This is a genomic window from Escherichia sp. MOD1-EC7003 (assembly GCF_002965065.1).
In the GTDB taxonomy this organism is placed as follows: domain Bacteria; phylum Pseudomonadota; class Gammaproteobacteria; order Enterobacterales; family Enterobacteriaceae; genus Escherichia.
Window position 1 is genome coordinate 28,837 of the sequence record NZ_PTRE01000087.1, and the last position, 13,827, is coordinate 42,663.

Genomic DNA, 13,827 nt, shown 5'->3' on the forward strand with positions numbered 1-13,827 from the left:
CGAAATTGAAGCGAGAAGGGGGAAGAATGCGGCAGATAACTCGTATCTTTACGTTGCCTTACGTTCAGACGGGGCCGAAGCCCCGTCGTCGTCGTCAGTTACGGAAAGGGTTATGACCGTTACTGGTGCTAGTGCGTGCGGATGTTTGCTCAACGACTGGTGCCGGGCTATCAGGCGCATAACCATCAGCAATAGCATTCTGTTCCGGCGTTTGCGGGGCAACGTTTTCCGGATTAGTGGAAACCGGTTTGCTCAGCGCATTGTTCAGTGCCAGCAGATCCTGCTCGTTCAGCGTACCCAGAGCTGACTTAATATTCAGTTGGTTAATCAGGTAGTTATAACGCGCATTCGCCAGTTCTTGTTTGGCGTTGTACAGCGTGGTGGTCGCATCCAACACATCAACAATGGTACGCGTACCGACCGAGTAGCCTGCTTCCATTGCGTCTAATGAGCTTTGAGCGGAAACTACGGCTTGTTTATAGGCGTTAATGCTACTGATAGATGCATTAATGTTGTTGAAGGAGGAACGCACGGTTTGCACGACGCTACGATGCGCGCTTTCCAGTTGCTCGCTGGCACCAACAAAGTTGTACTGTGCCTGTTTCACCTGCGAGTTAACCATTCCACCCTGATAAATCGGTAGCGAGAAGCTCAGGCCAACTTTGTTCTGGCCCATATTGCTATCGTCATACTGAGTACCAGCGGCACCACGAGTTTTCGAACCACTGTAAGAGGTGTCAGAAATCCCGGTAGACGCGGTTAAATCCAGAGTCGGTAAGTGACCATCTTGCGCCTGACGAATTTGCTCGCGTGCCAGGTCCTGGCTCAAACGTGCCTGCAACAGGGACAGGTTGCGTTTTTCGGCTTCTTTCAGCAGTGCGTTAACCGGCTGTGGTTTGTCGGTTTTAAAGTTTTCGACATTCAGCGCCGCCAGTTCCGGATAGTAGTTACCGGTGATCTGGCGCAGCTGCTCTACCGCGTTATCAAGGTTATTACGTGCGGTCACTTCGTTCGCCAGCACGGTATCGTACTGTGCGCGGGCGTTCTGCACGTCGGTGATCGCCACCAGGCCCACGTTAAAACGTTGGGTGGTTTGATCTAACTGACGGTAGATCGCTTCTTTTTGCGCCTGAGTATAGGAAAGAACGTCAATGGCATTCAACACGTTGAAATAAGCGGTCGCGGTGTTGAGGATCAAGGTTTGTTGATCGGTCTGATATGTGACGTCCTGAATACCCGCGGCTTTTTCCTGCAGCGTTAACGCACGCCATTTCGACATATCAAAAATGGATTGAGTTAACTGCAGGGACGCACTGGTCGCGTTGGAGTTGATGCCGTTTGCATCGCGGTAACCGTTGCTGTAGGTGTAATCTGCGCCTAAACCTAACTGTGGCAGTAATGGGCTACGCGCTTCATTAATTTTTTCAAATGCAGCATCACGATCGGCTGCAGACTTACGTAATTCCGGGTTACTAAGGCGTGCTTGCTGATAAACTTGCATCAGGTTCTCGGCCTGGCTCAACGTACTGAACCCAGAAAGGCTCAGACCGATAAGAATGGGGAGCAATTTCTTCATTTGCATTCCTTGTGGTGAAGCAGTATTTAGCGCGATCAAACTGTAAAATTATTGCGGATTCTAGCAGAAGCCGCCACCGCAAAAGGTTGGCGTTACGTGCCATAGGGCGTTAATGTGCCTCAATTTAACACATGACTGCTCAAACGGCAGTCAAACGTCGCTGAAATTCACATTTAATTCACTATTAGTGCCAGGACATTAATCATGCTTAAGCCAGACAATCTGCCCGTTACATTTGGCAAAAACGATGTAGAAATTATTGCACGAGAAACACTTTATCGCGGTTTTTTTTCATTAGATCTTTATAGATTTCGCCATCGTCTATTCAACGGGCAAATGAGTCAGGAGGTTCGGCGGGAAATTTTTGAGCGCGGTCACGCCGCAGTCTTGCTACCCTTTGACCCAGTGCGTGATGAAGTTGTGCTGATTGAGCAGATACGGATTGCCGCGTACGACACCAGCGAAACCCCCTGGCTACTGGAGATGGTGGCCGGGATGATTGAAGAAGGTGAAAGTGTGGAAGATGTCGCCCGTCGCGAGGCGATTGAAGAGGCGGGACTGATAGTCAAACGGACCAAACCGGTGTTAAGTTTCCTGGCAAGTCCGGGAGGCACCAGTGAGCGTTCGTCAATTATGGTGGGCGAAGTGGACGCCACGACCGCAAGTGGTATTCACGGTCTGGCTGATGAAAACGAAGATATTCGCGTTCATGTGGTAAGCCGGGAACAGGCATACCAGTGGGTAGAAGAGGGGAAAATTGACAACGCAGCGTCGGTCATCGCTTTGCAATGGCTGCAGCTGCATCATCAAGCGTTAAAAAATGAGTGGGCATAAATGAAGCGTTACACACCTGACTTTCCTGAAATGATGCGCCTGTGCGAGATGAACTTTTCACAATTGCGCCGTTTGTTACCGCGCAATGACGTACCAGGCGAAACTGTAAGCTATCAGGTGGCAAACGCACAATATCGGCTAACGATTGTGGAATCGACCCGATACACTACCCTGGTGACAATAGAACAGACTGCGCCCGCGATCAGTTACTGGAGCCTTCCGTCAATGACGGTGCGTCTGTATCATGACGCGATGGTGGCTGAAGTGTGTTCAAGTCAGCAGATTTTTCGCTTCAAAGCGCGGTATGATTACCCCAATAAAAAGTTGCATCAACGCGACGAAAAGCATCAAATTAACCAGTTTTTAGCGGACTGGTTACGATACTGTTTAGCACATGGAGCGATGGCGATTCCGGTTTATTAGCGTCGTGAAACCTAAGGACACCATTTGGAAAGCCTGTTAACCCTTCCTCTGGCTGGTGAGGCCAGAGTCAGGATTTTACAAATTACCGACACTCACTTGTTTGCGCAAAAGCACGAAGCCCTGTTGGGGGTAAACACCTGGGAAAGCTACCAGGCGGTGCTGGAGGCGATTCGTCCACACCAGCACGAATTCGATCTGATTGTCGCGACAGGTGATTTAGCGCAGGATCAATCTTCTGCGGCCTATCAGCATTTCGCTGAAGGCATCGCAAGTTTTCGTGCGCCCTGCGTCTGGCTGCCGGGCAACCACGATTTCCAGCCTGCGATGTACAGCGCGTTACAGGATGCGGGTATCTCCCCGGCGAAGCGGGTGTTTATAGGTGAGCAATGGCAAATCCTGTTGCTGGATAGCCAGGTGTTTGGCGTGCCGCACGGTGAGCTGAGCGAGTTTCAGCTTGAGTGGCTGGAACGTAAGCTGGCCGATACGCCAGAACGCCATACCTTGCTGCTGTTGCACCATCACCCGCTACCTGCGGGGTGTAGTTGGCTTGATCAACACAGCCTGCGTAACGCGGGCGAACTGGATAACGTGCTGGTGAAGTTTCCGCACGTCAAATACTTGCTGTGTGGACATATCCATCAGGAGCTGGATCTCGACTGGAATGGTCGCCGCCTGCTGGCAACACCGTCGACCTGTGTACAGTTTAAGCCGCATTGTTCCAACTTTACGCTGGACACCATTGCGCCCGGTTGGCGTACGCTCGAGTTACATGCAGATGGTACGTTGACCACCGAGGTGCACCGCCTGGTGGATACACGTTTCCAACCTGATACCGCTTCAGAAGGCTACTGATGTCAACGCTTCTTTATTTACACGGTTTCAACAGTTCGCCGCGTTCTGCAAAAGCGAGCTTGTTGAAAAACTGGCTGGTGGAACATCACCCTGACGTTGAGATGATCATTCCGCAGTTACCGCCGTATCCTTCCGATGCGGCAGAACTGCTGGAATCCCTTGTCCTGGAACATGGAGGCGATTCGCTGGGTATCGTCGGGTCGTCACTGGGGGGATATTACGCCACCTGGTTGTCGCAATGTTTTATGCTGCCCGCTGTGGTAGTAAACCCGGCGGTGCGCCCGTTTGAACTGCTGACGGACTATCTCGGTCAGAACGAGAACCCCTACACCGGGCAGCAATATGTGCTAGAGTCACGCCATATTTACGATCTCAAAGTCATGCAGATTGACCCGCTGGAAGCGCCGGATCTGATCTGGCTGCTGCAACAGACGGGAGATGAAGTGCTGGATTACCGCCAGGCGGTGGCGTACTACGCTTCCTGCCGCCAGACTGTCATAGAAGGCGGCAACCACGCATTCACGGGCTTCGAAGATTATTTCAACCCGATCGTCGATTTTCTTGGTCTGCACCATCTCTGACGATTAACTCGAATTGCTAACTTAAACCATGACGCAAACTTATAACGCTGATGCCATTGAGGTACTCACCGGGCTTGAGCCGGTTCGCCGCCGTCCGGGGATGTATACCGATACCACTCGCCCTAACCATTTGGGGCAAGAAGTTATTGATAACAGTGTCGATGAAGCACTGGCGGGTCACGCAAAACGCGTGGACGTAATCTTACATGCTGACCAGTCGTTAGAAGTGATTGACGATGGTCGCGGGATGCCGGTGGATATTCACCCGGAAGAGGGCGTACCGGCGGTTGAACTGATTCTTTGCCGTCTGCACGCAGGCGGTAAATTCTCTAACAAAAATTACCAGTTCTCTGGCGGCCTGCATGGCGTGGGGATTTCGGTGGTTAACGCCTTGTCGAAGCGCGTAGAAGTTAACGTACGCCGCGATGGTCAAATCTATAACATCGCGTTTGAACATGGCGAAAAGGTGCAGGATTTGCAGGTTGTCGGCACTTGCGGTAAACGCAATACCGGTACCAGCGTGCACTTCTGGCCAGATGAAACGTTCTTTGACAGCCCGCGTTTTTCTGTTTCGCGCCTGGCGCATGTACTGAAAGCCAAAGCGGTACTGTGCCCCGGCGTTGAGATCACCTTTAAAGATGAGATCAACAATACCGAGCAACGCTGGTGCTATCAGGACGGTCTGAACGATTACCTCGCGGAAGCGGTAAATGGCCTGCCGACGCTGCCGGAAAAACCGTTTATCGGTAATTTTTCTGGTGATACTGAAGCGGTGGACTGGGCGTTATTGTGGTTGCCGGAAGGTGGCGAACTGCTGACTGAAAGCTACGTTAACCTGATCCCAACGATGCAGGGCGGTACGCATGTTAATGGCTTGCGTCAGGGCCTGCTGGATGCAATGCGCGAGTTCTGCGAATACCGCAACATTCTGCCGCGCGGCGTGAAGCTATCAGCGGAAGATATCTGGGATCGCTGCGCCTATGTGCTGTCAGTAAAAATGCAGGACCCGCAGTTTGCCGGGCAGACCAAAGAGCGTCTATCTTCGCGTCAGTGTGCGGCATTTGTTTCGGGCGTGGTGAAAGATGCCTTCACTTTGTGGCTGAACCAGAACGTTCAGGCGGCTGAACTGCTGGCAGAGATGGCGATTTCCAGCGCCCAGCGTCGTATGCGTGCGGCCAAAAAAGTGGTGCGTAAAAAGCTGACCAGCGGTCCGGCGCTGCCTGGCAAACTGGCTGACTGCACCGCGCAGGACCTCAACCGTACCGAATTGTTCCTCGTAGAAGGTGACTCCGCAGGTGGATCTGCCAAGCAGGCGCGCGATCGTGAATATCAGGCGATCATGCCGCTGAAAGGTAAGATCCTTAACACCTGGGAAGTCTCTTCCGACGAAGTGCTGGCTTCGCAGGAAGTGCACGATATTTCGGTAGCGATCGGTATTGATCCTGACAGTGACGATCTTAGCCAACTGCGATACGGTAAGATCTGTATCCTCGCCGATGCGGACTCCGATGGTTTGCACATTGCAACATTGCTCTGCGCGTTGTTTGTAAAACATTTTCGCACGCTAGTGAAACACGGACACGTCTATGTTGCGCTGCCGCCGCTGTACCGTATTGACTTGGGCAAAGAGGTCTATTACGCGCTGACGGAAGAAGAAAAAGAAGGCGTGCTCGAGCAATTAAAACGCAAGAAAGGCAAGCCGAACGTTCAGCGTTTTAAAGGTCTGGGGGAAATGAACCCGATGCAATTGCGCGAAACCACGCTTGATCCGAATACTCGTCGTCTGGTGCAGTTGACCATTAGCGATGAAGACGACCAACGCACTGACGCGATGATGGACATGCTACTGGCGAAGAAACGCTCGGAAGATCGTCGTAACTGGTTGCAGGAGAAAGGCGACATGGCAGAAATTGAGGTCTGACAATCCTCCCGCCAGGAGAATAAAATATAGCCCAGTATACAAGTGTATACCGGGCTTTTTTTGATCAAAATTCCATTTTCACTGTGAATTGCACTTCACGAGGATCGCCAATCTGGTTGCCCAGATTATTTGTGGCGATGGAAGAGGTGTAATACGTTTTATCAAACAGGTTTTTGACGTTTACTTGCAGAGTGACCGGATACTGCAATTTCATTTTGTATGCGGCGAAGGCATCGGCAATGAAATAGCCAGGCAGATAATAGTCAGCCCCATTGGTTGCCGAACGACGACTTACGCCATGTCCACCACCGCCAAACGTCAGTGTGTTATTGCCTGGCATATTATGAATGTCATAGGTCAGGAATAGCGAACCGGTATGACGAGGAACATTCGGCAATGGTTTCCCTGCATAATCAGGATCTTCCAGAACCTTCGCATCGGTATAGCCGTAGCTGGCAATGATATTAATGTTTTCAGTTAATGCTCCCGCAAGGTCGACTTCTACCCCTCTTGAACGAACGCGACCTGCCGTTTTGGCGATGGTTTCATCACCAATACTTTCGGTATACAACACGTTACGTTTATGGATATCAAACAGCGCAATATCTGCGGTGATACCATCAAACAGCTCGAATTTTGCCCCGACTTCGTAAGCATTAGATGATTCCGGTGGAAGATCGCCAATGTAGCTGGCAATTGACGACTGCGGCATAAATGTTTGCGAATAATTAGCAAATAAGGATACCGATGGCGTCAGTTTGTAGACCACCCCCAGTTTGGGAGTCCATTGTTCATCGCGGCTGTCAGTATTGATATTAAAAGGACGGCCTTTACCCGCATATTGCGTGTAATACTGATAGCGGATCCCGGCGACGGCAATCCAGTTATCGGTCAGATAGAACGCGTCCTGAGCATACGCTGAGTAGCTCTCTTGTTTGATCGTCTGATCACTGTCCGAGGCCGAGACCGTTGTGCATTTGCTGGTATTGCCATAAACAGGGTTGTAAATATTGAAATCTTTCGCTTTTTTACAGCGAATCATATCCGTGCGCAGAAGATCATAATATTCATATGACACCCCACCCAGAATCTCATTATAGAATCCGGCAATATCAACATTCCCTTGCAGATCCGCACGAGTAGAATGCATACGCTGGGTAGATCCCTGAGTTGCATCAACACGCCGTGTCAGCGTTCCTGTCGTTGCATCATACGCGGTAACGCGAGCCTGATTATCGCTGTATTTATCCTGGCTGTAGCCGTAATCAAAGCGCGCTGTCCACTGACTATTGAGATGATATTCTGCGTTGAGTTGCGCCAGATCGGACTGACCATCTGTAATATTAAACGGTTCGTCGAAACGTATTTTTCGATCAACGTTTACGGGCTGTTTTGTCGTAAGGTCGAAAATCGTTCCACGATCGAACGGCGTTTTATAGTCCCGATGGGAATAGAGCATGGTTACTGTTGCATTATCACCAAACCAGGTGAGTGATGGCGCAATAAATGTACTGCGCTCTTTACCAAAGTTTCGCCAGTAATCTTCATCCTGTACTTCACCGGTAAGTCGATACGCCAGTTGAGTGCCTTCAATGGGGCCTGTGATATCAAGCTGCCCGGAGCCACCTCCGAAACTGGATGACGTAGCTGAAACAGTACCATGAAATGTTTTTTCCGGACGCTTGGTCACGACGTTAATCAGTCCACCAGGATCGAGAATGCCATATAGCGTGGAGGCCGGGCCTTTTAGCACTTCCACACGTTCTGTTGCGGCGTTGAAGCTGCGAGGAAGTACGGTTCGCAGACCATTGGTCATGATGGAGCCATCCCGGTTAGCGCCAAACCCACGACGAACAAAAGCATCCTGAGTCCCGCCTAATGTGTTGGTCTGTACCACGTTACTGACGTTATAAAGCGCCTCATCCAGCGTCGTCGCATTCTGATTTTCCAATACTTGATCGCTAACCGTATTGACCACTTGCGGGATATCCAGCATCGGCATATCGGTTAATGTCGCCGTGGAGGTGCTCAGAGGTTGATAACCATCGGTCGCCTCAGTTGCGGTATTTGCATCTGCTGTAACAGTAATTGTTTCGCCATCTTTGGTCGTTACAGTATCTGTTGCATGAATCATCGGTGCCGCAAAGAGCAGTGAAAAAAGCGCCCGACCTTTGACTCCAGAGAATGAAGATGTGAACTTAGCCATTTAGTCTATTACCCCAAAAACTCACGGATTGTCGTGAGTGAAAATTGTTTCTTGTTGCTTAAGCACTATCCGTTTGTTATTTCGCCACCGGATATGTAATTGAGAATCATTCAATCATGTGATGATGTAGTAGTAAATGAGAAATAACAAAAAAATGCTACATGTGTTTTTATGAGAGGTTAATGCAACCTGATTGTTGTTAACCTATTAATATTCAATGTTTTTATTTTTATTCTTAATGACACCTTGCCTGCTATTTTCCTTTTTTTGTGTGGCTTTTAACTTCTTGACTACTACATTTTGTGGCGTCAAACTCTCAAAAGAGAATGAGTTTTATTTTTGTTTTTCTTTGATTAAGTTGGCGTACACGTGGCACATAACGCAAAAGGGCAGGGGCTGATCCTCGACAATGTTTCTGCCGGGTATCACAAGAAAATCATTGTTGATGGTGTTTCTTTCTCTGTTCCCACAGAAAAAATGACCGTTCTGGTTGGGGCAAACGGCTGTGGAAAGTCGACGTTGCTCAGCACCATTGCACGTATCTTACAACCCATGGGTGGCTCAATATTGCTGGATGGTAAAGCGATTCACGAGCAACCAACGAAAGCATTATCCCGCAGACTTGGGATCTTGCCGCAATCGCCATTATTGCCGGAGGGCTTAACCGTTTATGAACTGGTATCGCGTGGGCGTTTTCCCTGGCAAAATTTCATACGCCAATGGAGCGACTCCGACGAGCAGGCGGTAGAAGAGGCTCTGAAATTAACCGGTACGCAGGAGTTTGCACATTTACCGGTTGAAAAACTCTCTGGTGGGCAGCGCCAGCGATGCTGGATTGCGATGGTGTTGGCGCAAAAGACGCCTTACATCCTGCTGGATGAACCCACAACCTGGCTTGATTTACGTTATCAAGTTGAAATTCTTGAGTTATTACATGATTTAACGCGTCATCACGGACGTACAGTTGTCGTGGTGTTGCATGATCTGAATTTTGCCGTGAATTATGGTGATACGTTGATATTTTTACGCCAGGGGAAAGTGGTGCGTGTGTTGAATGAGGGGGAGCATTGCACACCTGAGCTGGTAAAAGCTGTCTTTGACGTTGATGTTCACGCATCAATAAATCCTCTGACGGGAAAACCGTTCTTCATGCCGTTTCGTGGTGTAGAAAAAGTATGATACGCACGGGACTGGTTACTGTCATTTTCCTCGCCTTACTGCTGGTGGGATGCGTGGTATATCCTGGGATTGGTGCCCGATTTATTGCACCACAAACTGTGTTGCAGGCATTTCTTCATTTTGAACCGCAAAACTTCGATCACAACGTAATTGTAAGACTCCGTTTGCCGCGTTTAGCGGCTGCATTGCTTACCGGTGCTTCTCTTGGCGTTGCTGGTGCTTTGTTGCAGGCAGTCATTCGTAACCCATTGGGGGAGCCACATATTTTAGGCTTAAATGCCGGAGCCGCCCTGGCCGTCGTTGCCGCCAGCGCACTTGGGCTGGCGTTTCCTGTTGGGCGCCCACTGTTGGCATCTGCGGGGGGCGCGTTATTGTTTCTGATGATATTGCTGCTTTCCTCCGCAGGGCGTTCAGGGTTAACGCCAATGAAAGTTACTTTATGCGGCGTGGCGCTATCGGCGTTTGTTTCCTCAGTAACAGCAGCAATCCTGATTCTTGACGAACAAACACTGCTGGCGATGCGGACATGGTTAGCGGGTGATTTAGCGGGGCAGGATTGGGCGACGCTTGGTACGTCTGCCTGGTTTTCTCTGGGGGGATTTGTATTAGCCCTTTACCTTGCCTCCTCTCTTAACATGCTGGCGCTGGGCGATCGCATGGCGCTGGGGCTGGGCGTCTCGGTACTACGTACGCGGACATTCACTTTGATCGCGATCGCGTTGCTCTGCGGTGCTGCCGTATCGATTGCTGGCCCCATTGGCTTTGTCGGCCTGCTAGTGCCGCAGATGGTCCGGCGCCTGGTATCTGCGGATCTGCGTGTCCTTCTCCCTCTTTCGGCTTGTGTCGGCGCTCTCTTGTTATTACTGGCAGATATTATCGCCCGGACGCTTTTCACCCCCTATGAGCTGGCGACTGGTGTCATGACAGCGTTAGTTGGTGCGCCCGTTTTTGTCATTATGGCGACGAGGATGTTCAAATGAGTCTGATAATGAACGTCGGGCTACGCCCACTACGTGTTGGTAAGTTTTCGACACGGGTACGTCCTAAAAATCTGGTGTTGCTTGGCATGCTGTTTCTGCTTGCAGTTGGAATACTGATATTCGGTCTGATGCATGGCTCTTTCTCCATCCCGGCATCGGAAGTCGGGCGAGCGTTGTTTGCTCCAGAAAACGTAAGCACAGACGCACGTTATATTGTGCAGGATATTCGCTTGCCGAGAGTCATCATGGCATTGCTATGTGGGGCCATGTTAGGTATGGCAGGGGCCGCAATGCAATCCATTGCGCGTAACGGCCTTGCTGATCCCGGTTTAATCGGCGTCAAAGAAGGATGTAGCGTGGCTGTGCTGTGGCTGATTTTCCAGTTTCCAATGCTGGGAATGTTCTGGCGCCCAGTGGCTGGTCTTGCTGGTGGCTTGTTGGTAGCTTTAATCGTGATTTTTTGTGCGCGCGATATTTCCCGTCCGCGATTTGTTCTGATTGGCATTGGTGTTTCCTGGTTTTTCGCCGCCGGTATTGGTGTATTTATGACCACAGCAGATGTTCGTGATGTACAAACTGCATTGATGTGGTTATCAGGAAGCCTTCATGCAGCTAACTGGATGTTGGTCGGTATTTCAGCCTGTTGGATGTTGCCAGCCGCTCTTTTATTGCTGTTCACCGCCCGGACGGCAGATATTGCTTTGCTTGGTCATCAGGTTGCCACCGGGTTAGGCGTGAATAGTTCTCGTCTGGCGTTTTTGCGTGTAGCCGCACCAATAATCCTGACTGCCGTCTGCGTTTCGTGTGTTGGTAACATCGGTTTTGTTGGATTGATAGCCCCCCATATATCACGTTTCATTCTACGTGGCGGGCAGACGACATTACTGCTGGGGAGCGCCGTATCGGGGGCGTTGTTAGTTATCCTGGCAGATAGCATGGGGCGTTTGGCTTTTTTGCCTTTGCAACTGCCAGCCGGAATCATTATCTCACTGATTGGTGGACCCTTTTTTTTACTACTGCTCTGGCAGCGCAGGAACAGTTTTTAACGGGAGTTATATGCGTTTATTTTTTTCTCTGCTGATACTGTTGTCATTTTTTGCACGTGCAACAGAACCTGTTCAGGTCTTTACTGATGATTTGGGGCGCAAAGTCACTGTTCCTGCACACCCAAAGAGAATTGTCTCTTTACACGATCTTGATATCACTATTCCTCTGATTGAGCTCGGTGTACCTCCTGTTGCCAGCCACGGGCGAACGCGGCCTGACGGTAGTCATTTCATTCGATCAGGCGTGTTACTGACAGGTGTCGACTTCGATAATTCATCGATCACCTTTATTGGCACAGCGGATATTGATATTGAAGCGATTGTGGCGGCAAAGCCTGACCTGATCATCACAGAACCGACCCGTAATACGCCCATTGAACAATTGGAAAAAATTGCGCCCACGGTGAGCATTGATCATCTCAAAGGGGGGGCACCAGAAATTTACCGCAAGCTGGCAGAACTTACAGGAACGCAGTCGCGGCTGGAGATACTTAAACGCCGCTATCGGGCACAAATCAATGCGCTAAAGGCGACGCTGGACAGCCAAAAAATAACGGTATCGGTGATTCAGGCAAATCAGGGAAAAATTAATGTGATGCATAGTTATCATTCGCTGGGGCGTGTATTACGCGATGCAGGATTTCGCTTCCCGCCGCTGATTGAGAGCATTCCTGAAGGTGGGCGAATGGATGTGAGCGCGGAGCGTTTACCTGAACTGGATGCCGATTTTGTTTTTGCAACCTGGCGCGGTGACACCGGTGGCAAACCTCAGGATGAGCTGGCAGCAATGGAAAAAGTCATGCCGGGATGGTGTCAGTTTCTGACGGCCTGCCGCTCCGGGCGCTATGTGCTGATTTCTCGTGAAGAGGCGATTTCTAACTCCTTTGCATCTCTGGGGCTGATGGCTGCGCAGATACAATCACAAATTGCGGGACGACCTCTACCGGAGGCTAAATGATTCAGAAAGACAAAACGCGGGTTGATATTTTTGGTGAGCGTTTTCGCACTCGCGCGAGTCAGTTAACGCCAGGGCTAAGAGCCGTCGCCAGCTACATTAATGAGCATCGTGAAGTGGTACTCGAGCAAACAGCGATGGAAATTGCCGCCACGTTGAACACTTCCGATGCCACAGTGATTCGGGCTATACAAGCCCTGGGGTTTACGGGACTGCGAGATCTGAAGCGCACTCTGGAACAATGGCTGGGGCCTGCCCTTAGCTCCAGCGAAAAGATGTCTACGACGGTGAGTAACTTGACGAATGATGTTAACACCGCAATCGACTTTGTTCTTGAAGGGCATTTGTATACCTGTAATGTCCTGTCAGAGCCTGAAAACCGCCACGCGCTTGCACAAGCGGTAGCCATGCTGGTGCAGGCGCGGCAAGTTGTTATTTTTGGCATTGGCGCTTCGGGTATACTGGCAGACTATACTGCGCGGTTATTTAACCGTATTGGCTTACCCGCCACGGCACTAAACCGTACTGGTATTGGTCTTGCCGAGCAGTTGATCGCGCTTCAACGTGGTGATGTATTGATCATGATGGCGCAAAAATCCGCACACCGGGAAGGACTGACAACGCTGCGAGAGGCAAGACGACTGGGGATCCCTGTTATTTTGCTGACAAACGCTCTGGATTCGCGTTTTAGCAAGGACGCCAGTATCGTGATTCATGTTCCGCGCGGCGATGAAAAGGGGAAAACGCCGCTACATGGTACAGTATTGTTGTGCCTGGAAATGATTGTCTGGTCGGTGGCTTCCGCAGTGCCGCAGCGTGCGGTTAAAACCATTAAGCGAATTAACGATTTCCATCGGGGTCTGAAAACGGGAAGAAAGAATGGCTAATCTGACCTGAGACCGGTAGCAGCACCGGCCTCTTTTCAGAAATGTCAAAGCCCCGGCTGCAGGATACGAATATTCATCTCCAGCACGTCGCCTTTTACGGCTTCGCTATATGCTTTCATGTGCGGGGTTTGCAGATGCGCTTCAAGGTGCGCGATGCTTTCCCACTGCTCAATCATCACAATAGAATCCGGTGCCGTAGACTGGAAACTCACGCCAGCAGCGCAATCCACCATTGGCGTATAGCCGTGGCAACCTTCTTCTTTCAGTACGGTTGGAACGATTTTAGCAAACTGATCCAACACCGCCTGACGGTGATGTTGACCAGGACGAGTACGGATTTCTGCGATTACTGTAATCATGGTTAACTCCTTCTAAAGCCTGAGCCTT

The 13,827-nt window shown here is 50.4% G+C and carries 13 protein-coding genes; 10 read left to right on the forward strand and 3 right to left on the reverse strand.

The genetic code is table 11. The features are described from left to right. Positions 1–94: 94 nt before the first annotated feature. On the reverse strand, positions 95–1,576 hold the full coding sequence (gene tolC / locus A7090_RS16015; protein ID WP_105274764.1) for an outer membrane channel protein TolC: 1,482 nt from the start codon (positions 1,574–1,576) through the stop codon (positions 95–97). A gap of 204 nt (positions 1,577–1,780) precedes the next feature. On the opposite strand from tolC, the gene nudF reads away from it, so the two are divergent. Genes nudF through parE form a run of 5 tightly spaced genes read left to right on the forward strand, consistent with a single transcriptional unit; the run spans position 1,781 to position 6,187 of the window. After that, positions 1,781–2,410 carry an ADP-ribose diphosphatase gene (nudF, locus tag A7090_RS16020; RefSeq protein ID WP_105274765.1) on the forward strand — a complete coding sequence of 210 codons (630 nt, stop codon included), beginning with the start codon at positions 1,781–1,783 and terminating at the stop codon, positions 2,408–2,410. Beyond that, positions 2,411–2,833 carry a DUF1249 family protein gene (locus A7090_RS16025; protein WP_105274766.1) on the forward strand — a complete coding sequence of 141 codons (423 nt, stop codon included), beginning with the start codon at positions 2,411–2,413 and terminating at the stop codon, positions 2,831–2,833. A gap of 24 nt (positions 2,834–2,857) precedes the next feature. Further along, the gene (gene cpdA / locus A7090_RS16030; protein ID WP_105274767.1) at positions 2,858–3,685 is read left to right on the forward strand and encodes a 3',5'-cyclic-AMP phosphodiesterase; all 828 of its coding nucleotides are present in this window, start codon (positions 2,858–2,860) and stop codon (positions 3,683–3,685) included. Beyond that, entirely contained in the window at positions 3,685–4,266 is a 582-nt protein-coding gene (yqiA, locus tag A7090_RS16035; protein ID WP_105274768.1) for an esterase YqiA, read from the forward strand. Before cpdA ends, yqiA begins: the two co-directional genes overlap by 1 nt. A gap of 28 nt (positions 4,267–4,294) precedes the next feature. After that, entirely contained in the window at positions 4,295–6,187 is a 1,893-nt protein-coding gene (gene parE, locus A7090_RS16040) for a DNA topoisomerase IV subunit B (RefSeq protein WP_105274769.1), read from the forward strand. A gap of 64 nt (positions 6,188–6,251) precedes the next feature. On the opposite strand, the gene A7090_RS16045 is transcribed toward parE, so the two are convergent. Then, a complete protein-coding gene (locus A7090_RS16045) occupies positions 6,252–8,393 on the reverse strand; it encodes a TonB-dependent siderophore receptor (RefSeq protein WP_105274770.1) in 2,142 nt (713 codons plus the stop codon). Positions 8,394–8,762: 369 nt separating this feature from the next. Here A7090_RS16045 and A7090_RS16050 point away from each other — a divergent pair, with 369 nt between their 5' ends. From A7090_RS16050 to A7090_RS16070, 5 genes are read left to right on the forward strand one after another with little or no spacing between them, the layout of a single operon-like run. Next, complete coding sequence (locus tag A7090_RS16050) at positions 8,763–9,572, forward strand: ABC transporter ATP-binding protein (RefSeq protein ID WP_105274771.1); 810 nt, start codon at positions 8,763–8,765, stop codon at positions 9,570–9,572. Next, positions 9,569–10,552 (forward strand): FecCD family ABC transporter permease, encoded by a 984-nt coding sequence (locus A7090_RS16055; protein ID WP_105274772.1) that lies wholly within the window; start codon positions 9,569–9,571, stop codon positions 10,550–10,552. Before A7090_RS16050 ends, A7090_RS16055 begins: the two co-directional genes overlap by 4 nt. Before the next feature lie 8 nt (positions 10,553–10,560). Next, the gene (locus tag A7090_RS16060) at positions 10,561–11,598 is read left to right on the forward strand and encodes a FecCD family ABC transporter permease (RefSeq protein WP_123056963.1); all 1,038 of its coding nucleotides are present in this window, start codon (positions 10,561–10,563) and stop codon (positions 11,596–11,598) included. A 10-nt stretch (positions 11,599–11,608) separates the two neighbouring features. Next, positions 11,609–12,556, forward strand: a complete 948-nt coding sequence (locus A7090_RS16065) for an iron-siderophore ABC transporter substrate-binding protein (RefSeq protein ID WP_105274774.1) — start codon at positions 11,609–11,611, stop codon at positions 12,554–12,556. Beyond that, positions 12,553–13,440 carry a MurR/RpiR family transcriptional regulator gene (locus A7090_RS16070; protein ID WP_105274775.1) on the forward strand — a complete coding sequence of 296 codons (888 nt, stop codon included), beginning with the start codon at positions 12,553–12,555 and terminating at the stop codon, positions 13,438–13,440. Before A7090_RS16065 ends, A7090_RS16070 begins: the two co-directional genes overlap by 4 nt. A 44-nt stretch (positions 13,441–13,484) precedes the next feature. Here the strand turns inward: A7090_RS16070 and A7090_RS16075 are convergent, their stop codons facing one another. Continuing rightward, a complete protein-coding gene (locus A7090_RS16075) occupies positions 13,485–13,799 on the reverse strand; it encodes a putative quinol monooxygenase (protein ID WP_105274776.1) in 315 nt (104 codons plus the stop codon). Positions 13,800–13,827 lie beyond the last annotated feature (28 nt).